Genomic DNA, 23,180 nt, shown 5'->3' with positions numbered 1-23,180 from the left:
CGGCGCGCTCAGGCCCCCGGGGGCCACGGCCCGGCTGGGCTTCGTCGACTTCACCGGCCCGCCACATACACCGGGGCCACATCGAGCCCGACCGGCCCCCGCCGCGTCGGCGCCACCCCCATCCGTTTCCGCGAGCGGCAGGGCTTCGCCGTCCCGGGCGGGTGGAGCACCCAGATCCGGACCCCGAGCACCCGCCGAGGCTCACCACGTGATCGCCGGGCAGCCTCATCGACGTAAGCTCGATGACCATGACCACGAGGGACATCGACGAGAACGTGCGCGCCGAACTGAACCGTCTGCGCGAAAGCATCGACAACATCGACGCGGCAGTCGTCCATATGCTCGCCGAGCGTTTCAAGTGCACCCAGCAGGTCGGTCACCTCAAGGCACAGCACCATCTGCCGCCCGCCGACCCGGACCGTGAGTCCCGCCAGATCGAGCGGCTGCGGCAGCTCGCGGAGAGCGCGAAGCTCGACCCCGCCTTCGCGGAGAAACTGCTGAACTTCATCATCGCCGAGGTCATCCGCCACCACGAGACAATCGCGGCGAGCCCGACGGACAGCCCGCAGACCGACCGGACCACCGCGAACACGGCCACGAACACCGCCCCGGACACGGCCACGGACACCGCCCCGGACACCGCCCCGGACACGGCCACGAACACCGCCGCGAGCACCGACCCGAAGGCATCGCCCGACGCCTGAGGTCCCCCGCCGCCGCTCTGTGCGCCGAGAGCACAATCGATACCCCCGTGTGCAGGACAGGGGCCATCAGGCAGCATGGCTCCCATGCCCGTACTGACGCGCGACGAAGCGCAGACCCGAGCCCAGCTCCTCGATGTCCACCGGTACACGATCGAGCTCGATCTCACCGGCGGGGAGGAGACCTTCGACTCCCGAACCGTCATCCAGTTCATCGCGCGCGCGGCCGGGGACACCTTCGTCGAGCTCAAGCCCGCCGTGCTGCGCTCCGTCACCCTCGACGGACAGCCCATCGACCCGGAGTCACTCGTCGACAACCGGCTCGCGCTCAGCGGCCTGAGCGCCGGGGAACACGAGCTGCGCGTCGAGGCGGACATGCACTACTCCCGCACCGGTGAAGGCATGCACCGCTTCACCGACCCCACCGACGGCGAGACGTACGTCTACACCCAGCTCTTCATGGAGGACGTCCAGCGCGTCTTCGCCGCCTTCGACCAGCCCGACCTCAAGGCCGTCTTCGACCTCTCCGTCACGGCGCCCGAGGGCTGGACCGTCCTCGGCAACGGCGTCGCCACCCCCGACGGCGACGGCCGCTGGACCTGCGCGGAGACCCCACCGCTCGCCACCTACTTCGTGGCCGTCGCCGCCGGCCCCTGGCACTCCGTGACCACCGAGCACGCCGGGCTCCCCTTCGGCATACATTGCCGCCGCTCGCTCGCACCCCACCTCGACGCGGACGCCGACGAGATCCTCGAGATCACGCGCCAGTGCTACGACCGGTACCACGAGAAGTTCGAGGAGCCCTACCCCTTCGACTCGTACGACCAGGCCTTCGTGCCCGAGTTCAACGCCGGGGCGATGGAGAACCCGGGCCTGGTCACCTTCCGCGACGACTTCATCTACCGCTCCGCCGTCACCGACACCGAGCGGCAGACCCGCGCCATGGTCATCGCCCACGAGATGGCCCACATGTGGTTCGGCGACCTCGTCACACTCAAGTGGTGGGACGACATCTGGCTGAACGAGTCCTTCGCCGAGTACATGGGCTACCAGACCCTCACCGAGGCCACCCGCTTCACCGACACCTGGGTGGACTTCGCGATCGGCCGCAAGTCCTGGGGCTACGACGCAGACCAGCGGCCCTCCACCCACCCCGTCGCGCCGGACCCCGACGCCGTGCCCGACACCGCGTCGGCGATGCTCAACTTCGACGGCATCTCGTACGCCAAGGGCGCGTCCGCCCTGCGCCAGCTGGTCACCTGGCTGGGCGAGAAGGACTTCCTCGCCGGGATCAACACCCACATCGCCCGGCACAAGTTCGCCAACGCCACGCTCGCCGACTTCATCGACTCCCTCGCGCAGGCCACCGACCGCGATGTGCACGGCTGGGCGGAGTCCTGGCTGCGCACGACGGGCGTCGACACCCTCACGCCGACGATCACCGAGTCCAACGGCACCTGGGCGCTGCGGGTCGCCCGCGACGGCAGCCGCCCGCACCGCATCGCCGTCGGCGCGTACGACCCCGACCCGGTGGCCGCCGGCCGGCTCGTGCTGCGCGACCGACTCGAACTGGACGTCCCGCAGAACGGGAACGGAAGCACCCACCCGGGCCGCCGCCCCGCCCTCGTCGTCCTCAACGAAAACGACGCCAGCTACGCCAAGGTCCGCCTGGACGCCGCCTCCTGGGACACGGCCGTACGCTCCCTCTCCGGCATCCCGGACCCGCTGACCCGCGCCGTCGTGTGGAACGCGGCCCGCGACATGGTCCGCGACGGCGGCACCGCTCCCCGGGGGGCGACCGCCGGCGCCCCGACCATGACCCCCACCGCCTACCTGGAGGCCGCCCGCACCCACCTCCCGCACGAAACGGACCTCGCCGTCGTCCAGGGCGTCCTCGCCTTCGCCGCCGGCCAGGTCGCCGCCCGCTACCTCTGCGCCGAGGAGCGGCCCGCCGCCCTTCACACGATCAGAGTCATCTGCCGCGACCTGCTGCGCCGCACCGAGGACGGCAACGACCCCGGCCTGCGCCTGACAGCCGTACGCCACTTCATCGACGCCGCCGCCCAGCCGGAGACGCTCCAGGAGTGGCTCGGCGACGGCAGTGTGCCCGGCGGCCCGGAGCTCGACCCGGAACTGCGCTGGCGCATCCTGTACCGCCTCGCGGTCCTCGGCGCGAGCGACGAGGCGGCAATCGCCGCGGAACTCGCCCGCGACCGCAGCGCCACCGGCCAGGAGGGTGCGGCCCGCTGCCGCGCCGCCCTGCCCACGCCGGAGGCGAAGGCGGCGGCCTGGCAGCGGCTGTTCACCAACGACTCGCTGTCCAACTACCTCTTCACGGCAACGGCTCAGGGCTTCTGGCAGCCCGAACAGGCCGATCTGGTAAGGGAGTACGTTTCGCGCTACTACTCCGACTCGGTGGCCCTGGCCGCACGCCGCGGCCCCGCCATCGCGGAGGCAGCGGGCCGCCACGCCTTCCCGCTCCACGCGGTGGACGCGCAGTCGCTGCGGCTGGGCGAGGAGTGCCTGCGTGATGCGGACATGATCCCGGCGCTGCGCCGCAAGCTGGTCGACCAACTCGACGACCTTCGCCGCGCGCTGACGGTACGCGGATAGCCGGCGAGCCGGGGCTCCGCCCCGCCGCGTGGGGGCCCCACCCCTCAATCGCCGGCGGGGCTTGAGTTTCCGCCCGACGGGCGGAACTCAAGCCCGTCCGGCGATTGAGGACACGGCCGAAGGCCGTACGGGGTTCCGGCGCGGCGGAGCCCCACGCGGCGGAGCCCCACGCGGCGGAGCGGCAAGGGGCCGGGTGGGGTGAGTGCGGGCCCCGCGCAGCGGCCCCCGCCGTACCAGCCGCACCCGCCCCAACTCCCCACTTCCGCACCGCAGTACCACTTTCGGGTCGAGATCGTTGAGCTCTGCGGGCAACCCGCCGGGTCGCCCGCACACCCTGGTGTGACACCTCGCGCTCACCGAAGGACCCCGCATGAGTACGCCGCTGCCCAGCCCGCCCCTCGCCGGAGGAACCGCAGGCCCCGACGCCTTGCGGCCGCTGCTCGCCGTCGTGCTCGACGCGCTCCACGAGGGCGCGGTGGCGCGCGGCGGACCGTTCCCCGTCGGCGGGCCCGACGCCGTTGCCGCGCGGGTACGCGAGGCCGCCGAGCCCGTACTCCCCGACACCGGCACCGGCGCCGAGGACGCGCTGCGCACCCTCGTCCGCACCCTCGCGCACGGCGCCGCCGACCCCGCGAACCCCCTGTGCGCAGCTCATCTGCACACCTCGCCACTCGCACTCGCCGTCGCCGCCGATCTCGCCGCCTCCGCGCTCAACCCCTCCATGGACTCCTGGGACCAGGCACCGGCCGCGTCCGAGCTCGAGGCCGTGGTCAGCCGCACCCTGGCCGCCGAGGTCTACCCCGAGCGGGACGACCCCGACGCCCTCGTCACCACCGGCGGCACCGAGTCCAACCAGCTCGGCCTGCTGCTGGCCCGCGAACGCCACGGCGCGGTCCAGGTGGTCTGCGCCGCCGGCGCACACCACTCCGTACACCGCGCCGCCTGGCTCCTCGACCTGCCCGAGCCGGTGACCGTCCCCACCTCCTCCGGCGTCCTCGACCTCGCCGCACTCGACACGGCCCTCAGGGATCTGCCCGGCCCGCTCCTCGTCGTCGCCACCGCCGGCACCACCGACACAGGCCGAATCGATCCGCTCCGCGAGATCGCCGACCTGTGCCGGCGCCATGGCGCCGAGCTCCACATCGACGCCTCCTACGGCGGGCCGCTGCTGTTCAGCGACGAGCACCGCGGCAAGCTGGCCGGCCTGGAACGCGCCCAATCCGTCTCCCTCGACCTGCACAAACTGGGCTGGCAGCCCATCGCGGCGGGCCTGCTCGCCGTCCCCGACCGAGCCCACCTCAGCCCGCTCCGCTTCACCGCCGACTACCTCAACGCCGAAGACGACACCAAGGCCGGCCTGCCCGACCTGCTGGGCCGCTCCCTGCGTACGACGCGACGCCCCGACATCGTCAAAATCGCCGTCACCCTCCGCGCGCTCGGCCGCACCGGCCTCGGCGAGCTGGTCGACCGCACCTGCGCCGCCGCCCAGCAACTCGCCGACCTCGTCGACGAGCACCCCCGCCTCGAGCTGTACGAGCGACCGACACTCGCCACCGTCCTGTTCCGGCCCGCCGGGGCCACCGACGAGCAGACCGCGGACATCCGCCGCACCCTCCTCGCCGACGGCCGCGCCGTCCTCGGCCGGGCCCGCGGCGGCGGCCGTCTCTGGCTCAAGGCCACCCTGCTCAACCCGCACGCCACCCCCGGCGACCTGGCAGCTCTGATCCAAGAAGTCCTGATCGAACTCGTGGAAGGCGGCACCCCCCGATGACCGGCACGCCCGCAACCGAACGCTCCCCCTACGCCCAGGGGGCGTGGGGGGACACGCAGCCCCACGACCTCGTGGGCATCGGCATCGGCCCGTTCAACCTCTCCCTCGCCGCGCTCGCCGACGGCGTCCACGGCGGTCTCGCCACCGCCTTCTACGAACAGCGGCCCGCCTTCCACTGGCACCCCGGCCTGCTGATCGAAGGCGCCACCCTCCAAGTCCCGTTCCTCGCCGACCTGGTGACGCTCGCCGACCCCGCCAGCCCCTGGTCCTTCCTCAACTACCTGCGCTCCCGGGACCGGCTCTTCCCCTTCTACTTCGCCGAGCGGTTCCACATCCAGCGCGCCGAGTACGACGCCTACTGCCGCTGGGTCAGCGACAGCCTCACCGGCCTGCACTTCAACCACCAGATCGACGCCGTGCGCTGGAACCCCGAACGCTCCCTGTTCGAAGTCGACTTCACGCAGCTCGACCCGGACGGCGAAGCGGAGGCCCTGGGCCGCGCGTACACCCGGAACATCGCACTCGGCATCGGCACCGAGCCGTACGTGCCCGAGCCGCTCAAGCCGCTCGCCGACGCCCCGGTCGTCCCGGTCATCCACTCCGCCGACTATCTCGACAACCGCGAACGGCTGCTGGCCGCCGAACACATCACCATCGTCGGCTCCGGACAGTCGGGCGCCGAGGTATTCCTCGATCTGCTACGAGCCCGGCCGGCGGGCGCCGAAAAGATCCACTGGCTGGCCCGTACCGAAGCCTTCGCGCCGATGGAGTACTCCAAGCTCGGCCTGGAACACTTCACCCCCGACTACACCCGCTACTTCCACGCGCTGCCCGAGCAGACCCGCGACGCACTCGTCCCACGCCAGTGGCAGCTCCACAAGGGCATCGACGCCGACACCATCGCCGCCATCCACGACGAGCTCTACCGCCGCACCCTGCACGGCGGCTGGCCCGACGCCCTCCTCACCCCCGGCGTCTCGGTCCGCACCGCCGGCCGGGTCGCCACCACCAAGGTCGAACTCCACATCGAACACACCCAGCAAGGCACCCGCTCCCGCCTCACCACCGACGCGGTGGTCCTCGCCACCGGCTACCGCGAGCGCCCACTCGACCGGCTCCTGTCCGGCCTCGACCCCCACATGCGCCGTGACGCGGCCGGCCGCCCGCGCATCGACGACCAGTTCCGGCTGCTCCTCGACAGCTCGGTGACCGGCTCGGTGTACGTACAGAACGCGGAACGGCACACGCACGGCGTCGGCGCACCCGACCTGGGCCTGGCCGCCTGGCGCAGCGCCGGCATCCTCAACTCCCTCACCGGCAAGGAGCCCTACCCGCTGCCGCGCCGCACCGCCTTCACCAGCTTCGGCCTGGACCGCGGACAGGCCCCCCCGGCGCACACGCGGGAGGGCCTGCGCCCGCTGATGGAACACTCCTGATCAGAAGACGGGCGTGCCCTCCCGCGTCAGCTTCCAGTCCACCGAGGCGAACTGCGCCGGATCGATCGTGCCCTTGGCCTTCGCCCACGTGATGATCGTGTTGCGGATCTCGTCGGAGTCGGCCCACAACTGCTTGGCCTGTGCGACATGCGGGAAGTTCCCGCCGCCGGCGGCCCGGTAGTTGTTGACCGCGAACACGAACTGAGCGGCCGGATCGATCGGCTTGCCCGCGAAGGACAGGTTCACGATCCGCGAACCGGCCGGCTTCGCGATATCGATCTCGTACGTCAGGCCGTACAGAGCGTCGTAGTTGTAGTCCGGAATGCCGTCGGCGTTGGTGAGCTTCGCCGGATCCACCGGAGCACCGGGCGCCGTCTGGACGAAGTACTTCGCGGAGAACTCCAGATAGTCCTTAAGCCCGGCGCCGGTCAGCAGCCGCGCCTCCAGAGTGTTCTCGAAGACATACAGGCCGGCCGCATCGCGGATCGTCACCTGACCGGCCGGGATCGCCGCGGTCCGGGAGAAACAGGAGGCCTGGGAGACAACGGGCAGCGCCGCGTACTCACCGCCGGCCAGGGCCGCCTTCACCGTCTCCGCCTGGACATGGTTGATCAGATCGATGATCGGAACGTCCTTGTACGGGCCCTCGGTCGCGGCCATCGCGGCGGTCGAAGTGCCGATGACCTGGTTGACGTACGCGACGACCTTCTTGTGCTCGTCGGCGAGGAGCCCGGTGATCTTCGGGTCCTCGGCGACCGCATTGGAGTTGAGGACTTGCGCGCCGACCTTCTCGACCGTCCAGCGGCCCTTGCTCCAGACCAGGTCGAAGTCGAAAAGGGTCAGCCGCTGGCCCCACTTGAGCGGCTCGGACAGCACGACCTTCGCGCCGGTCTCCTTGTTGGCCACGAAGTACTCGGCGATCTCGGTGTGCGCGTGACCGACGAGTATCGCGTCGATGCCGGGCACCTGCTCGGCGACCAGACCGGCGGCGTTCTCGATGTACGGGAGCTGATCGCCGTACGAGGAAGTGCCGCTGGAGCCCGAGTGGGCGGAGACGATCACGACGTCAGCGCCCATGGAGCGCAGCCTCGGCACCCACTTCGCGGCCTGCTCCTCCAGGCCCGGGAAGACCATCTTGCCCTGGACATTGGCCTTGTCCCAGATGGCGATGCCGGGGTTGGTCAGGCCGAGGACCGCGACCTTGACGTCACGGCCGTGCGGGGTGCACAGGCGGTGGATGCTGTACGGCGGGAAGGCGGGGCGGAGCGTCCTGGCGTCCAGCGCGTTCGCGCCGAGCAGCGGGAAGTCGCACTGCTCCTGAAACTTCCGCAGCACAGGGATGCCGTAGTTGAACTCGTGGTTGCCGAGCGCCGCCGCGTCATAGCCCATGGCGTTCATGGCCTGCGCCATGGGGTGCACGGGCCCGCGCTCGGCCGTGATCGGGTCGACCTTGGCGTAGTAGTACGACAGCTGGGTGCCCTGGATGGTGTCACCGGCGTCGATGAGGAGGGTGTTGCGCTGCCCCTTCTCCCTGCGCACCTGACCGACAAGCGTCGAGATCTTCGCCAGGCCCACATCGTTGTGTGCCTTGTCGTCGAACTCCTTGTCGGTGAAGTAGTCCCAGTTGAAGACATTGCCGTGCAGATCGGTGGTGCCCATCACGGTGAAGGAATACCGCTTCGGCGGACGTCCGTTGCCGTGGTCCGTTGCCGCGGCGGGCGCGGCGGCGGCGCCGGCGACGGCCACACCCGCTCCGGCGGCGGCGGACCGCTCCAGGAACGTCCTACGGTTCAGCGGCATTTCGTCTCCTCGATGTCCATCGGTCAGCTGCACAACGCGCGTAGATTCTGGCTCAGGAGCATCATGCGGCAACACCCCTCGCGGGTTTCGATCTGGTGTCCGCCAGTTGTCGCCACCGGGTGCGAGAGTGGTCAGGACGACTGTTCAAGGACGTACGAGGGAGCTCCCCGTGACCACCGACACACCCCCCAACGCCGCGCCCTACGGCACCCCCGAGACGCCACGCGTCGCCGTACGAGGCGAGGCGCGCCTCGAGTTCGACCCGGAGATCGCCAGAATCGGCGTCGCAGTCAGCGCACGCGGCACAGACCGGCGCACCGCGCTGGAAGACCTCACCCGCCGCAACTCCGCAGTCCTGGACCTGATCAAGTCGTACGGCGAATCCGTCGAGAAACTGGAAACCGGCGCCTTCTCCATCAGCCCCGAACTGGGCCGCCACGGCAGAGGCGAACGGATCCGCGCCTACCACGGCCGCGTCCACATCACCGCCGAGCTCAGCGATTTCACCGCCCTCGGTGAACTCACCACCCGACTCGCAGACCTCGAGCTGACCCGGGTCGACGGCCCCTGGTGGTCACTGCGCCCCGACTCCCCGGCCCACGGCGAAGCCCGCCGCCAGGCAGTGCGAGAGGCCGTCCAACGCGCCCGTGAATACGCCGAAGCCCTCGGCGCGCAGCTGTCCGCCCTCGTCGAGCTGGCCGACCTGGGCGCGGAAAACGCCGTCCCGTACGGCGCGCCCCCCACCCCCGGCATGCGCATGGCCGCGTACTCCGCCGAGGGCACCGAAATGGCCCCCGCCCTCGATCTGGAACCGCAGCGCCAGACGGTCTACGCACAGGTGAACGCCCGCTTCACCATGACCCCTCCGCAGCTCTAGCGAGCGAGGACGGGGGGAGCAGGAATTGCCTGCGCCAGGCCGGCGCGATCACGCTTAGTACGCTTAGTTACTGACTCACTCCCGGGTGCTGCGCGGATACTAGTCATGAATGCTCATCAGAGCACCGCTCCGCACAATTCAACACTTGTCAATAACCCTTCACGCAAAGGTTGTTGAGTAGTCATTCGCAACCAATTCCCTACCCGCCGGTAAGCCCTAGGCTCGAACCATGCGCCGAGCAAAGATCGTCTGCACCCTGGGGCCCGCCACCGACTCATACGACCAGATCAAGGCACTGGTCGAAGCCGGAATGGACGTCGCCCGCTTCAACCTCAGCCACGGCACCTACGCCGAGCACGAGGAGCGCTATCAGCGCGTACGCAAAGCATCCGACGAATCAGGCCACAGCGTCGGCGTCCTCGCCGACCTTCAAGGTCCGAAGATTCGCCTCGGGCGCTTCCGCGAAGGTCCCGTACTGCTTGAACGCGGCGACGAATTCACCATCACCGTCGAGGAGACCCATGGCGACCGCCGCATGTGCGGCACCACCTACCAAGGCCTCGCGAACGACGTCACCCGCGGTGAGCGCATCCTCGTCGACGACGGCAAGGTCGCCCTCGAAGTGATCGCGGTGGAAGGCCCCCGCGTCCACACCACCGTCGTCGAAGGCGGCATGGTCTCCGACCACAAGGGCCTCAACCTCCCCGGCGTCGCCGTCTCCGTCCCCGCACTCTCCGAGAAGGACATCGAGGACCTCCGCTGGGCGCTGCGCATCGGCGCCGACATCATCGCGCTCTCCTTCGTACGCAGCGGAAGCGACATCGACGACGTCCACCGGATCATGGAGGAGGAGGGTCGCCGCCTCCCCGTCATCGCGAAGGTGGAGAAGCCGCAGGCCGTCGAGAACATCGACGACATCGTGGCCGCCTTCGACGGCATCATGGTCGCGCGCGGCGACCTCGGCGTGGAAATGCCACTGGAACAGGTGCCGATCGTCCAGAAGCGCGCGATCAAGCTCGCCAAGCGCAACGCCAAGCCGGTCATCGTCGCCACCCAGATGCTCGACTCGATGATCGACAACTCCCGCCCCACGCGCGCCGAGGCGTCCGACGTCGCCAACGCCGTCATCGACGGCACCGACGCCGTGATGCTCTCCGGCGAGACCAGCGTCGGCAAGTACCCCGTCGAGACGGTAAAGACGATGAGCCGCATCGTCGAGGCCGCCGAGGAAGACGTCCTCGCCAAGGGCCTGCCCCCGCTGACCGAACGCAACAAGCCCCGCACCCAGGGCGGCGCGGTGGCCCGCGCGGCAGCCGAGATGGGCGACTTCCTGGGCGCGAAGTTCCTGGTCGCCTTCACCCAGTCCGGCGACACCGTCAGGCGGCTCTCCCGCTACCGCTCACCGATCCCGCTCCTGGCCTTCACACCCGACGCGGCCACCCGCTCCCAGCTCAACCTCACCTGGGGCGTGGAGACCTTCCTCGTCCCGCAGGTCGGCTCCACGGACGCCATGGTGGCCCAGGTCGACGAGGAGCTGCTGAAGATCGGCCGTTGCGACAAGGGCGACATCGTCGTGATCACGGCCGGCTCGCCGCCCGGAGTCGCGGGCTCGACGAACCTGGTGCGCGTGCACCACATCGGCGAGGACGACAGCCCGAAGTAGGCGTCGGGTGTGCCCCGCTCGGGCCGGGTGTCAGTACTTCGGCCCGACGTGCAGGTCCATGAGAGCGACGGATGCGCGCTTGGCGACGGAGATGTTGTACGGCTTCCCGGCGCGGGTGCAGTGCTTCCACTCGATGCCGAGCTTGTCGAGAGTGTCCGTGTAGAGCTGCCGGATGTCGTCCGAGACATTGGTGAAGAAGTACCGCGGATACTCGTAGCGTTTTCTGCTCGCCGCTGACGAGGCGGGTGGTCCAGTTCGTGATCCGACAGCCGTCGGAGTGGACCAGACCGCGGATGAACTCCCAAGGGTGCGCGTCGACGATCTCCTGCTGCCAAGGCTCAAGCGCGATCTTCCGGTCGTGCTTCTTGCCCCGCCCGTGCTGGGGGAAGAGACAGGGCCAGTGCCTGCCGTAGCTGGTGACCGTCACGCAGCCCTGCCGCTGCAGGATGTAGACGCGGTCTTCGGGGCGGACGGCCGTGATCGCGGCGCGGCAACGGTCGATCAGCCCAGGCCATGCATCGGCGCACGCGATGCGCAACTGGTATCCGCCGCGCGGCTGCGCGCTGATGCAGCCGTCTCCGAGGTAGAGGCCCAGGAGATAGGAGTACGCGGCGGCATCGTCAGGAACTCCGCGATCGGGCAGGCATCTGGGACACGGTGTGCTTTGCATGCGTGGCAGGGGCTCGATCCGCGTCTGCCACTCGCGGATCGCGGCGCGTGATATGCCTGTGTGTTTGCTGACCGAGTTCAGGCTCCGGCCTTGGGCGGCGAGAGCGAGCGCGCGCTTGCGCGTATCAACGTCGTACATGCGGCCGAGCCTTGTCGAAACCTGGCGGGCCTAGTGCAGAAAAGCGATGCGTTCACACGTTCACGTGAACTCCGCCGCTTCCGAGGCGACCTTGGAAATGAAGGAAAAGTGCCCCAGGTGGGATTCGAACCCACACTGTCCGCTGTTTGAGAGCGGCCTCTCTGACCAGTTGGAGTACTGGGGCCTTAGAAAGGGAGGGTCAAGGCCGACCCTTGGCTCACCACCCTACAGGAGCTAGGTAGGCTCATGTAGCAGCAACTGCCTTGAACGAGGAGCCCCCGTGACCGCCCCCGACTCGCCCCAGCCCGTCGCCGACGACGACAAGTCGCACGTCCCTCCGCTGACGACCCGCGTCGTGATCGCCGAGGACGAGGCGCTCATCCGGCTCGACCTCAAAGAGATGCTGGAGGAAGAGGGCTACGCGGTCGTCGGCGAGGCCGGTGACGGTCAGCGGGCCGTCGAGCTGGCCCGGGAGCACCGCCCCGACCTGGTCATTCTCGATGTGAAGATGCCCGTCCTCGACGGGATCTCCGCGGCGGAGAAGATCGCCGAGGAGTCCATCGCCCCCGTCCTGATGCTGACCGCGTTCTCGCAGCGCGATCTCGTGGAGCGGGCCCGGGACGCCGGGGCCATGGCGTATCTGGTGAAGCCGTTCAGCAAGAGCGACGTCGTGCCTGCCATCGAGATGGCCGTCTCCCGCTTCGCCGAGCTGAAGGCGCTGGAGCAGGAGGTCGCGGATCTTTCCATGCGGCTGGAGACGCGGAAGCTGGTCGACCGTGCGAAGAGTGTTCTGCAGACGCAGTACGGGTTGACGGAGCCGGCGGCGTTCCGCTGGATCCAGAAGACGTCGATGGACCGGCGGTTGTCGATGCAGCAGGTCGCCGAGGCGGTCATCGAGGACGCCGAGGAGAAGAAGGCCGCGAAGGACCAGTAGGGCATACGGAGAGGCCCGCACCCCGAGCTCGGGGTGCGGGCCTCTCCGTATGGGTACGGCTCAGTCCTCGCCGAGGTACGTCTTGCGGACGGACTCGTCGTGGAGCAACTCCTCGCCGGGACCCGACAGCTTGATGGTTCCGACCTCCATGACATGTGCCTGGTCCGCCAGCGAGAGCGCGGCTTGGGCGTTCTGCTCGACGAGCAGGATGGTGGTGCCCTGGGACTTGAGCTCGACGATGGTCTCCATGATCTTCTGCATCATGATCGGCGAGAGACCCATCGACGGCTCGTCCAGCATCAGCAGCTTCGGCCGTGACATGAGTGCACGGCCCATTGCCAGCATCTGCTGCTCGCCGCCCGAGAGGGTGCCGGACGCCTGCTTCCTGCGCTCTCCCAGGATCGGGAACAGGTCGTAGGCCTTCTGGATGTCCTTCTCGATGCCCGCCTTGTCGGTGCGCAGGAACGCACCGAGCTGGAGGTTCTCCGCGATCGTCAGGCGCGGGAAGATGTGCCGGCCCTCGGGGGAGTGGGCAAGACCCAGTGACACGATCTTGTGGGCCGGGACACCGGCGAGCGGCTTGCCGTCGAAGGTGATTCGGCCGCCGGAGGGCTTGAGCAGCCCGGACAGCGTCCGCAGGGTGGTGGTCTTGCCCGCGCCGTTGGTGCCGATGAGAGTGACGACCTGGCCGGCGTCCACGCTGAAGGAGATGCCCTTGACGGCTTCGATCTTGCCGTAGGCGACCCTGAGGTCCTCGACCTCGAGCAGAGCGGTCACTGGGTTTCCCCTTCTGTGCTGGTGGTGCTGGTGGTGCTCTGCGCCTCGGCCGCCTCGACTTCGGCGACCTCCTCGCCGCCTGGGGCGCCTTCGAAGGGCGTACCGAGGTAGGCGGCGACAACGCGCTCGTCGCCCTGGACGGTCTCGGGCGTGCCCTCGACGAGTTTTTCGCCCTGGACCAGGCAGGCGACGCGGTCGCACAGATTGAAGATGAAGCGCATGTCGTGCTCGATGACGAGTACGGCGATGCCTTGGTCCCGGATGGCGAAGATGAGTTCTTCGGTGACCCGGGTCTCCTGCGGGTTCATACCGGCGGTGGGCTCGTCGAGGAGCAGCAGGCCGGGCTCGCTGGCCAGGGCTCGTGCGATTTCGAGCTTGCGCTGTTCGCCGTAGGGGAGGTTGCGGGCGAGGTGGTCGGCCTTGTGCTGCAGGCCGATGAACTCGAGGAGCTCCATGGCGCGCTGGTGTGAGGCGGCTTCGGCCTTCTTGAAGCCGGGGCCGCGCAGGAGGGCGGACCAGAGGCCTTCTTTGGTCCTGGTGTGGCGTCCGACGAGGACGTTCTCCAGGACGGTCATGTTGGAGAAGAGGCGGATGTTCTGGAACGTGCGGGCGATGCCTGCCTGGGTGACGAGGTGGGGCTTGGGCGGCAGGACGGTGCCCTTGTAGGTGACCTTGCCTTCGGTGGGTATGTAGAGCCCGGTGAGGCAGTTGAAGAAGGTGGTCTTGCCGGCGCCGTTGGGGCCGATGAGGCCGACGATTTCCCCGGCGCTGACGGTGAGGTCGACCGAGCGTACGGCGGTGAGGCCGCCGAAGCGCATGGTGACGCCGCTGGCGTCCAGCACCGTGCTGGTCTTGGTGTTCTGGGTGGTGGTCGTCATGTCGTTCACGCCCCCGCCTTCGCGACGCCGACGCCGGAGCTGGGCAGCCCCTCTTCCGGTACGTCGAGTTGATCGGTCTCGTGGAATTCGAGCTGGGCGCGCCGGTTGGCGATGAGGCCTTCGGGGCGGAAGCGCATCAGGAGGATGAGCGCGAGGCCGAAGCCGAGCAGCTGGTAGTCCTGAAGGAACTGCAGCTTCGCGGGAATCATGTAGAGCATCGTGGCGCCGACCAGGGGTCCGCTGATGGTGCCCATGCCGCCGAGGATGACGGCGGCGAGGAGGAAGGCGGAGTTGGGCGGTACGGGGCCGGCGAAGACGTACATCTCCGGAACCACGGTGCTTTGGACGTGTGCCTGGACGGTGCCGGCCAGGCCGGCGAGGGTGGCGCCGAGGGCGAAGGCGATGAGCTTGACTCGGAAGCCGTTGATGCCCATGGCGGTGGCGGCGGTCTCGTCCTCGCGGATGGCGACCCAGGCGCGGCCGATGCGGGAGCTGCCGGCGCGGCTGAAGACGAGGATCACGAGGATCATCGCGAGCAGCATCAGCAGGTAGTAGTTGGCGTAGGAGCCGAGTTCGAAGCCGCCGATGGAGTGGGACTCGCCGAAGTCGTATCCGAAGAAGACGAGGTCGGGGATGTTCGGGATGCCGTTGGGGCCGTTGGTCACTTGTGGTCCGGATACGCCGTCGAGGTTGCCGACGGTGATGCGGAAGATCTCGCCGAAGCCGAGGGTGACGATGGCGAGGTAGTCACCGCGGAGCCGCAGGGTGGGCGCTCCGATGACGACGCCGAAGATCAGGGAGACTGCGGCTCCGGTGAGGACGGCTGCCCAGAAGGGGAATTCGACATCGAACGCGGAGGCGGTTGTTCCGGAGACCAGGGCCGCGGTGTACGCGCCGACGCCGAGGAAGGCGACGTATCCGAGGTCGAGGAGTCCTGCGAGGCCGACGACGATGTTCAGTCCGAGCGCGACGGTCGCGAAGATGAGGATGTTGACCGCGATCAGGGTGAACTGGTCGGTGGTCTGGGTGAACGGGAAGGCTGCGGCGGCGACGAAGGCGGCTGCCACGGAGATGGGGCGGTACTTGGTGGTGAGGGCCGAGAGCCGTGCCATGACTCCGGCTTTGAACAGGGCGGCGGCAGCGAAGCCGGCCGTGATCATGTAGCCGGTGAAGAGTTCGGCGTACTCGGTGTCGATGCCGTAGGTGACTGCGAACAGTCCGACGCCGAAGGCGGCGACGATGATCAGGATCTCGGCCCAGGAGGGGAGTTCCTTGGCGCGCCGGGCCTTGCGGGTGTCGTCGGCGAGCATGAAGGCCGTGGCGACGGGGATGGCGGAGGCCATGGCCGCGACGAAACCGCCGGGTTCGAGGTTGACCACGCCGCCGAGTTCGACGGCGATGGCGATGACCGTGAACCAGGTGGTGCCGAGCGCGCCCAGGGTGAGCAGGCGCAGCGCCTTGGTCGTGCCGGTCGGCGCCAGCCAGCGCAGGCCCTTGATGTCCAGGGAGGCCAGTGCGTACAGGGTGACGAGCAGGCCGGCCACGAGGGTGAGGACCTGGAGGCCGCCGGGGTACCCGTAGACGGTGAGGTCGCCCGGGAATTCGTCCGTGTACGTCCAGGACAGGAACGTGCTGGCAATGGTGGCCAGGCCGCCGAGGGCGGTGAGCCAGCGGAGCACGGTGGTCCGGGAGGTTTCACCCGCCAGGGTGGCTTCGGCGGTCTTGGTGGTGTCGGTTGTCATCGCTCTCACGCCCGATCCGCGACGCGCTCGCCGAGCAAGCCCTGTGGCCTGACGAGAAGCACGACGATGAGAAGTACGAATGCCCAGACGTTGGCCCAGGCGCCGCCGCCGAGCTGCTGCATTCCGGGAATCTCTTCGATGTAGGCGATCGACAGGGCTTCCGCGAGGCCGAGGACGACTCCGCCGACCATGGCTCCGTAGATGTTGCCGATGCCGCCCAGGACGGCGGCGGTGAAGGCCTTGAGTCCGAGAATGAAGCCCATTTCGAAGTTGATCTGGCCCTTGTCGAGTCCGTAGGCGACTGCTCCGACCGCGGCGAAGGCGGCGCCGATGGCGAAGGCCATCACGATGATGCGGTCGGTGTTGATGCCCATGAGCTTCGCGGTGTCCGGGTCCTGCGCGGTGGCCTGCATGGCGCGGCCGCTGCGGCTCTTGGCGACGAAGATGCCCAGGGCGAGCATGCACAGGGGGGCGAGGACGAGGACGAAGAGGTCGGCGCGCTGGAGGTACAGGTTGTCGAACAGCTTGAACGACTCACCCGGGAACTCGGGGAAGCTGCGCGGCTTCTTCGCGTCGGGGTAGAAGCCCCAGACGAGCTGCTGGAGGACGATCGAGAGGCCGATCGCGGTGATCAGCGGCGCCAGCCTTGGGGCGCCGCGCAGCGGCCGGTAGGCGAAACGTTCCGCTGCGGTGGCAACGCCGACCGAGGCGATTGCGCCGCCGACGATCATCAGGGGAATGGCCACCAGGAGTGACGTCCCGCTGGGGAGCGCGATGTAGGCGGTGAGGGCTCCGAAGCCCCCGATCATGAAGATCTCGCCGTGGGCGAAGTTGATGAGCTGGACGATGCCGTAGACCATGGTGTACCCGATGGCTATGAGGCCATAGAGGGCACCGAGGGCAAGGCCGTTGGCCAGCTGTTGCGGCAGTTCGTTCACCGCAGGGCCTCCGATGAGCTTGTCGGATATGACACCGCGCGAGGGCGCTGTTTGCGCCCTCGCGCGGCCTGGATCATTTGGTGTGGGGCAGTGCGGTGAATCAGTCCTCGAACGTGGCGCTCTTGACGTCGGCCCAGGCGCCGCCCTTGACCGCGTAGACGGTGAGCTGCTTGTTCGTGGTGTCGCCGAACTCGTCGAAGGCGACCTTGCCGGTCACGCCGTCGAAGGAGACCTTGGCCAGAGCCTCGACGACCTTGGCGCGGGCGTCGGCCGGCACCTTGCCGTCGTTGTCGGCAACCACGGTCTTGATGGCCTGGACGAGGGCCCAAGCGGCGTCGTACGAGTAGCCGCCGTACGCACCGTACGGGTCCTTGTAGCCGCCGGCCTGGTAGTCCGTGAGGAACTTCTTGGCGGTCGGGAGCTTCTCCACCGGGTAGCCGACGGAGGTGGAGAGGTCACCGTCGTTGGCCACGCCGGAGGCCTTGATGAAGGCGGGGTCGTAGATTCCGTCGCCACCCATGGTGGGGATCTTGGCTCCGGCCTTCTTGACCTGGTCGGAGAGGAGACCGCCCTCGGGGTACTGGCCACCGAAGTAGACCGAGTCCGCGCCGGAGGCCTTGACCTTGTCGGCGGTGCTGGAGAAGTCGGTCTCCTTCACCGTGACGTGGTCGGTGCCGGCGATCGTGCCGCCGAGGCGCTTGAACTCCGCGGAGAAGATCGCGGCGAGGCCGGCGCCGTAGGTCTGCTTGTCGTCGACGACGTAGACCTTCTTCTTCTTCGCGTCGTTGTACAGGTACTGGGCGGCGAACTTGCCCTGGATGACGTCCGTGGTGGCGGTACGGAAGTAGGTCTTGAACGGACGCGCCTTCTCGCCCTTGCCCCACTTGTCGCCCTGGCTCAGCGCCGGGTTGGTGTTGGCCGGGGAGACCTGGGCGAGGTCCGCCTTGCCGAAGACACCCTGCATCGACTGGGAGACGCCCGAGTTCAGCGGACCGACGACGCCGAGAACGTCCTTGTTGCCGACGAGCTTGGTGGCGTTGGCCTGGCCGGAGGCCGGGACGGCCTGGTCGTCGAGGGCCTCGATCTTGAACTCGACCCCCGGGACCTCGTTGTTCTTGTTCGCGGTCTTGGCCGCGAGGTCCACGGAGTTCTTGATCCCCTGGCCCAGCGCGGAGAGCGAGCCGGTCAGCGGTGCGTCGACACCGATGACAACAGTGGTCTTCTTTCCGCTGTCGCTGCCACCCTTGCTGTCGTCGCGCGAGCCGCAGGCAGTGAGGGTGAGTGCTCCCGTGGTGACCACGGTCGTGATGATGAGCAAGGAACGGTGTCGCACGCTAAATCCTTTCACCTGGCACGGCCGCCCCCCACGGGACGTACCGAGTCGAGCGCTGGAACCGAACTGAAGATAATCCGGTGGCGCGGTGACTGGCCGTGACTCTAAGCGGGGTATTGGGGGAGGTGGAGTGTTCTGGCCAAGGATGTGACGCTCTTGTTATGCCACGGCGTAATGCATAGCGGAGATTCGTGGGGGGAACGGGGGAATTCCGACCGGTTCGTCTTGTCCGCATGCTGAGATCCTGCAGGACCGTGGGGCGGTTTGAGTCCTTACCTCCGATCTTTCTGGCGCGCGGTGCCGACTGCTCTGGCCAGGTTTCGGGCGTACCGCTCGCCCAGAAAGTCGCTGTGTTCTTGTATTGCGCGCTCATTACGCAGTGTTACGCCAAGGAAGGGAAGAGTGGCATTCCATGCCACTTTTCTGAATTCCGGCACATGGGCCGTGATGAGTACTTTGCGTTGTTTTTCGGCACTCGCAGTGAACAGCGCCGAGGGGGTGGTGGAGACTCCCAGGCCTGTGGGGGTCTGGGGGATTCGCTCGACCGTGACCGTTGGTCCGGAGGCGGTGGTGGCCATGACGGTGAAATCGAACGAGTCGTGTCCGGCGACCGGCCGGGCGGGTGCCTCGCGCTCGGAGCAGCGTGCAGCGGCCTGACTGTCGATCAATTTGCGTGCGCCATTGGCCACTTGCCGATTCTTCTCGGCGCGGGCGGCGGCCGCCACGTCCGGCAGGATCGCGTTCTGCCCGCCGGACAGGCCCATGGCCTGGTAGTCGAAGCCGCCCGACAGTGCGACGGAAGCGCGCACCGCGAAGTGCCTTGCTCCGCGTGCCGGTCCTGGCCCCATGCCGCGACGCTAGCGGGGGGTGCCACGAGAGGGCAATGGTGCGCTCGGTGCCGCCGGACGCGCGGTCCGGCGGCACCCACCGTGGGAGGCGGCGCGGGTCAGGCCAGCTTGGCGAAGGGGGAGAGGAACGCGCGGGCGCCAGGGGTGTCCAGGCGGTACGAGACGTTCGTGGCGTAGCACGGGCCGTCGCCCGTGATGGTGGTCGCGACCAGGGTGCGCTTGCCGTCCAGGGTGGCGAAGTTGGGGCCGCCGGAGTCGCCGTAGCAGGCCCCGCCGTTGCCCTGGGGCGCGGTCATGGCCAGGCGCACCCAGGCGTTGTTGAGTGCGTCGAAGCCGACCGGGGCCTTCATCCGGACGCCGCCGCCGGGGTGGGTGTGGCCGCCGGGGCCGCGTACGGCCTCCTGGGTTCCGTACCCCGCGACAAAGAACGGGGTGTCGTTCAGTCCCTGCGGGCCCAGTGCGTCGAGCGCTCCGGCCTTGGGGAGCGTGGCCGGGGTGAAGGTCCAGCGGGCCTTGACCTGTGCGGCGGGCAGCTCGACGACCGAGATGTCGTGGTTGTCCGAGGCGGGGCCCGGGTAGTCGGGGTGGCTGTGGGCGGTGCCCTGGACGGCGACGGCTCTCGCCACGGCCGCCGGGTCGCCGGGGTGTTCGGCGGCGGCCTTGTCGAGGCCGCCTTGCACGTCCTGGTCGAGGGAGACGTAGAACTTCACGTTCGCCGGCCAGTCGGTGGTGCAGTGCGCGGCGGTCAGGAAGGTGTCCGCGTCGATCATGGTGCCGGAGCAGACCCAGTCGACCCGGTCAGGGGTGGCGGGGTTGTCGTCGTTGTCCCAGGTGGCGACAAGGGCGCCGACCTCGGTGCGCTCCGGGGCGGGCGTGGCGTTGTACGAGTTGATCGCCGAGGAAGGCATGGCCGCGCTGAGGACGAGGGCGCAGGCTGCCGCGGTGGCGGCGCTCAGGCGTATGGGGACGGCAGTCAAGTGGAGACCCTTCGAAGTCGTGGACCGGGGGTTCTCCTGTGGGGTGGTCGACAGTGAAGCGCGCGTGTGGGCCGTGCGGCAAGAGTGTCGGGATTCTTTGGTTGTTGCTTGACTGATTCCTGTGGCCGAGGGGGAGCCGGCGAGGATTTGCGGTCCGGCGCCGGTGTGGGACGCCGGACCCGCTGTGCCGGTCAGCCCGTCGTGCCGTCCGGGTTCACATCCCGCAGCAGACAGGTGAGCCGCGCCGTGCAGACCCGCTTGTCCTGCTCGTCGGTGATGACGATCTCGTACGTCGCCGTGGTGCGGCCACGGTGCACCGGTGTCGCGACGCCGGTGACCAGTCCGGAGCGGACGCCACGGTGGTGTGTGCAGTTGAGATCCACACCGACGGCCACCTTGGTGACGCCGCCGTGCAGCATCGAGCCGATCGAGCCGAGGGTTTCGGCGAGCACGGCGGACGCGCCGCCGTGCAGCAGTCCGTACGGCTGGGTGTTGCCTTCGACCGGCATTGTGCCGACGACGCGGTCCGCCGCTGCCTCGACGATCTGCACGCCCATGCGGTTGCCCAGATGCCCGGCGGAGAAGAGCGCGGGCAGATCAACCCCGAGCGCGGCGTATTCGTCGATGACCTCTTGCGGGAACTTCACGGTTTTCTGCTCGCCCATGTGGCCCGGCTCCGATCTCAGTACTTTGCGTGCTGTGTGCACCGTAATATCAGATGCCTGAGCGAACGCTTAGCGCGGTGGTCTCATTCCCCGTGCTCGAACCGGACGATCACGGACTTACTCGCCGGGGTGTTGCTGGTGTCGGCGGTGGAGTCCAGCGGAACAAGCACATTGGTCTCCGGGTAGTACGCGGCGGCGCAGCCGCGGGCGGTGGGGTAGTGCACCACGCGGAAACCGGCGGCCCGTCGCTCCACGCCGTCCTTCCACTCGCTGACCAGATCGGTGTACGAGCCGTCCGCCAGGCCCAGTTCACGGGCGTCGTCGGGGTGCACCAGCACCACCCGGCGGCCGCCCTTGATGCCGCGGTAGCGGTCGTCGAGGCCGTAGATCGTGGTGTTGTACTGATCGTGCGAGCGCAGTGTCTGCAAGAGCAGCCGGCCCGCCGGAACCTTCGGGAACTCGACCGGCGCGGCGGTGAAATTGGCCTTGCCGGTGGCGGTGGGGAAGCGGCGTTCGTCGCGGGGGGCATGGGGGAGCGTGAAGCCGCCGGGGCGGCCGATCTTCGCGTTGAAGTCCTCGAAACCGGGCACCACGCGCGCGATGCGGTCGCGGATCGTTGCGTAGTCCTTCTCGAAGTCCTCCCAGGGCGTCAGCGAGCGGGGGCCGAGCACCGCGCGCGCCAGCCGGGCCACGATCGCCGGCTCGGACAGCAGATGCGGGCTCGCCGGGGTCAGATTGCCGCGGGAGGCGTGCACCATGCCCATCGAGTCCTCGACGGTGACCACCTGCCTGCCGCCCGCCTGTACGTCCTTGTCGGTGCGGCCGAGGGTGGGCAGGATCAGCGCCCGGGCGCCGGTCACGGCATGTGACCGGTTCAGCTTGGTCGACACATGGACGGTGAGCCGGGCCCGGCGCATCGCGGCTTCGGTGACCTCGGTGTCGGGGGTGGCGCTCACGAAGTTGCCGCCCATGGCGAAGAAGACTTTCGCCTCGCCGTCGCGCAGCGCCCGGATGGACCGTACGACGTCGAAGCCGTGGTGACGTGGCGGCGCGAAGCCGAACTCCTTCTCCAGCGCGTCCAGGAAGGCAGGGGAGGGCCGCTCGAAGATGCCCATGGTGCGGTCGCCCTGGACGTTGGAGTGCCCGCGCACCGGGCAGACGCCGGCGCCGGGGCGGCCGATGTTGCCGCGCAGCAGCAGGAAGTTGACCACCTCGCGGATGGTCGGTACGGCGTGCTTGTGCTGGGTCAGGCCCATCGCCCAGCAGACGATGGTGCGCTTGGAGGCGAGGATCATGGCGAGCGCCCGCTCGATGGCGGCACGGTCGAGGCCGGTTGCGGCGAGTGTCTCGTCCCAGTCGGCCGCGCGGGCCGCGGCCGTGAACTCTTCGTATCCATGCGTGTGTTCGCGTACGAACTCCTCGTCGACCGCGCCCGGCGTCTCCAGGATCAGCTTGTTCAGCAGCCGGAAGAGCGCCTGGTCGCCGCCGATCCGGATCTGCAGGAACAGGTCGTTCAGGGCGACGCCCTTGAGCATGCCGAGCGGCGTCTGCGGATTCTTGAACCGCTCCAGACCGGCCTCGGGCAGCGGATTCACCGAAATGATCTTCGCGCCCGCGTTCTTGGCCTGCTCGAGAGCGTTGAGCATCCGGGGGTGGTTGGTGCCCGGGTTCTGCCCGGCGACGATGATCAGGTCCGCCTGATGGAGATCCTCCAGGGAGACGCTGCCCTTGCCGATGCCGATCGTCTCGGTGAGCGCCGATCCGGAGGACTCATGGCACATGTTGGAGCAGTCGGGGAGATTGTTGGTGCCGAATTCGCGGGCGAAGAGCTGGAGCAGGAAGGCGGCTTCGTTGCTGGTGCGGCCCGAGGTGTAGAAGAGCGCCTCGTCGGGGGAGGCCAGTGCCGTGAGCTCCTGCGCGATGATCGCGAAGGCGCGCTCCCAGGTCACTGCCTCGTACCGGTCGGCGCCCTCGGGCAGATACATCGGCTGGGTGATGCGGCCCTGCTGCCCCAGCCAGTAGCCACTGCGTGAGGCCAGGTCAGCGAGGGGGTGCGCGGCGAAGAAGTCGGGTGTGACGCGGCGAAGCGTCGCCTCCTCGGCGACGGCCTTCGCGCCGTTCTCGCAGAACTCCGCGGCGTGCCGCTTGTCGCCCTCCGGCCAGGCGCAGCCCGGACAGTCGAAGCCGTCCTTCTGGTTGACCTTGAGGAGGGTCTGCGCGGTGCGGAGCACGCCCATCTGCTGCTGGGCGATCCGCAGTGTGTGTCCGATTGCGTGGATGCCGGCGGCGGCCCGCTGTGGGTCCACGACCAGCGGTGCGTCCTGGACCGGATCACCTGCGGGCGGCTTGCTGGCCATCGCGCTCTCCCTCGAGCCTTTAGCTGCGGTAAGTCTTTGATCCTGTCACGGCTCCTGTCACG

16 protein-coding genes, 1 tRNA gene and 3 pseudogenes are annotated in these 23,180 nt (G+C 68.7%); 8 read left to right on the top strand and 12 right to left on the bottom strand.

What is annotated here, in order from left to right; genetic code table 11:
• Nucleotides 1–99: 99 nt before the first annotated feature.
• From J7E87_RS35025 to J7E87_RS13895, 5 genes and pseudogenes are all read left to right on the top strand, one after another.
• A pseudogene (locus J7E87_RS35025) lies at nt 100–212 on the top strand (AraC family transcriptional regulator); the annotation flags it as partial.
• Between the two features lie 36 nt (nt 213–248).
• A pseudogene (locus tag J7E87_RS13910) lies at nt 249–557 on the top strand (chorismate mutase); the annotation flags it as partial.
• 231 nt (nt 558–788) lie between these two features.
• Nucleotides 789–3,314: an aminopeptidase N gene (gene pepN, locus J7E87_RS13905; protein WP_215093603.1), complete on the top strand. Its 2,526-nt coding sequence runs from the start codon at nt 789–791 to the stop codon at nt 3,312–3,314.
• A 382-nt stretch (nt 3,315–3,696) separates the two neighbouring features.
• Nucleotides 3,697–5,085, top strand: coding sequence for an aminotransferase class V-fold PLP-dependent enzyme (locus J7E87_RS13900; protein ID WP_215093648.1), 1,389 nt, complete (start codon nt 3,697–3,699; stop codon nt 5,083–5,085).
• A complete protein-coding gene (locus J7E87_RS13895) occupies nt 5,082–6,521 on the top strand; it encodes a lysine N(6)-hydroxylase/L-ornithine N(5)-oxygenase family protein (RefSeq protein WP_215093601.1) in 1,440 nt (479 codons plus the stop codon). The genes J7E87_RS13900 and J7E87_RS13895 overlap by 4 nt, the downstream gene beginning before the upstream one ends.
• Here the strand turns inward: J7E87_RS13895 and J7E87_RS13890 are convergent, their stop codons facing one another.
• Entirely contained in the window at nt 6,522–8,321 is a 1,800-nt protein-coding gene (locus tag J7E87_RS13890; RefSeq protein ID WP_215093599.1) for a bifunctional UDP-sugar hydrolase/5'-nucleotidase, read from the bottom strand.
• Nucleotides 8,322–8,490: 169 nt separating this feature from the next.
• Between J7E87_RS13890 and J7E87_RS13885 the strand changes: the two genes are divergently transcribed.
• On the top strand, nt 8,491–9,198 hold the full coding sequence (locus tag J7E87_RS13885) for an SIMPL domain-containing protein (RefSeq protein WP_215093597.1): 708 nt from the start codon (nt 8,491–8,493) through the stop codon (nt 9,196–9,198).
• 229 nt (nt 9,199–9,427) lie between these two features.
• Nucleotides 9,428–10,861, top strand: coding sequence for a pyruvate kinase (pyk, locus tag J7E87_RS13880; protein WP_215093595.1), 1,434 nt, complete (start codon nt 9,428–9,430; stop codon nt 10,859–10,861).
• Between the two features lie 30 nt (nt 10,862–10,891).
• Here the strand turns inward: pyk and J7E87_RS13875 are convergent.
• A pseudogene (locus J7E87_RS13875) lies at nt 10,892–11,669 on the bottom strand (transcriptional regulator).
• Nucleotides 11,670–11,778: 109 nt separating this feature from the next.
• Nucleotides 11,779–11,853 (bottom strand) — tRNA-Leu (locus tag J7E87_RS13870).
• A gap of 96 nt (nt 11,854–11,949) precedes the next feature.
• Here J7E87_RS13870 and J7E87_RS13865 point away from each other — a divergent pair.
• The gene (locus J7E87_RS13865; RefSeq protein ID WP_215093593.1) at nt 11,950–12,603 is read left to right on the top strand and encodes an ANTAR domain-containing response regulator; all 654 of its coding nucleotides are present in this window, start codon (nt 11,950–11,952) and stop codon (nt 12,601–12,603) included.
• Between the two features lie 60 nt (nt 12,604–12,663).
• Here the strand turns inward: J7E87_RS13865 and J7E87_RS13860 are convergent, their stop codons facing one another.
• The 9 genes from J7E87_RS13860 to J7E87_RS13820 form a co-directional block, all read right to left on the bottom strand.
• Complete coding sequence (locus J7E87_RS13860; RefSeq protein ID WP_215093591.1) at nt 12,664–13,380, bottom strand: ABC transporter ATP-binding protein; 717 nt, start codon at nt 13,378–13,380, stop codon at nt 12,664–12,666.
• Nucleotides 13,377–14,258: an ABC transporter ATP-binding protein gene (locus J7E87_RS13855; protein WP_215093646.1), complete on the bottom strand. Its 882-nt coding sequence runs from the start codon at nt 14,256–14,258 to the stop codon at nt 13,377–13,379. Before J7E87_RS13855 ends, J7E87_RS13860 begins: the two co-directional genes overlap by 4 nt.
• A gap of 5 nt (nt 14,259–14,263) precedes the next feature.
• Complete coding sequence (locus J7E87_RS13850) at nt 14,264–16,000, bottom strand: branched-chain amino acid ABC transporter permease (RefSeq protein ID WP_215093644.1); 1,737 nt, start codon at nt 15,998–16,000, stop codon at nt 14,264–14,266.
• A gap of 5 nt (nt 16,001–16,005) precedes the next feature.
• Nucleotides 16,006–16,938 (bottom strand): branched-chain amino acid ABC transporter permease, encoded by a 933-nt coding sequence (locus tag J7E87_RS13845; protein WP_215093589.1) that lies wholly within the window; start codon nt 16,936–16,938, stop codon nt 16,006–16,008.
• A gap of 100 nt (nt 16,939–17,038) precedes the next feature.
• Nucleotides 17,039–18,271: a branched-chain amino acid ABC transporter substrate-binding protein gene (locus tag J7E87_RS13840; protein ID WP_215093587.1), complete on the bottom strand. Its 1,233-nt coding sequence runs from the start codon at nt 18,269–18,271 to the stop codon at nt 17,039–17,041.
• A 272-nt stretch (nt 18,272–18,543) separates the two neighbouring features.
• A complete protein-coding gene (locus J7E87_RS13835; protein WP_215093585.1) occupies nt 18,544–19,080 on the bottom strand; it encodes a Tat pathway signal sequence domain protein in 537 nt (178 codons plus the stop codon).
• A gap of 137 nt (nt 19,081–19,217) precedes the next feature.
• The gene (locus J7E87_RS13830) at nt 19,218–20,096 is read right to left on the bottom strand and encodes a trypsin-like serine protease (protein WP_251017378.1); all 879 of its coding nucleotides are present in this window, start codon (nt 20,094–20,096) and stop codon (nt 19,218–19,220) included.
• A 191-nt stretch (nt 20,097–20,287) separates the two neighbouring features.
• The gene (locus J7E87_RS13825; protein ID WP_215093583.1) at nt 20,288–20,761 is read right to left on the bottom strand and encodes a PaaI family thioesterase; all 474 of its coding nucleotides are present in this window, start codon (nt 20,759–20,761) and stop codon (nt 20,288–20,290) included.
• An 83-nt stretch (nt 20,762–20,844) separates the two neighbouring features.
• Nucleotides 20,845–23,118: an FdhF/YdeP family oxidoreductase gene (locus tag J7E87_RS13820; RefSeq protein ID WP_215093582.1), complete on the bottom strand. Its 2,274-nt coding sequence runs from the start codon at nt 23,116–23,118 to the stop codon at nt 20,845–20,847.
• Nucleotides 23,119–23,180 lie beyond the last annotated feature (62 nt).

The organism is Streptomyces sp. ISL-1 (assembly GCF_018614585.1).
Taxonomy (GTDB): domain Bacteria; phylum Actinomycetota; class Actinomycetes; order Streptomycetales; family Streptomycetaceae; genus Streptomyces; species Streptomyces maoxianensis.
This window is presented reverse-complemented; position numbering and strand designations above follow the sequence as displayed.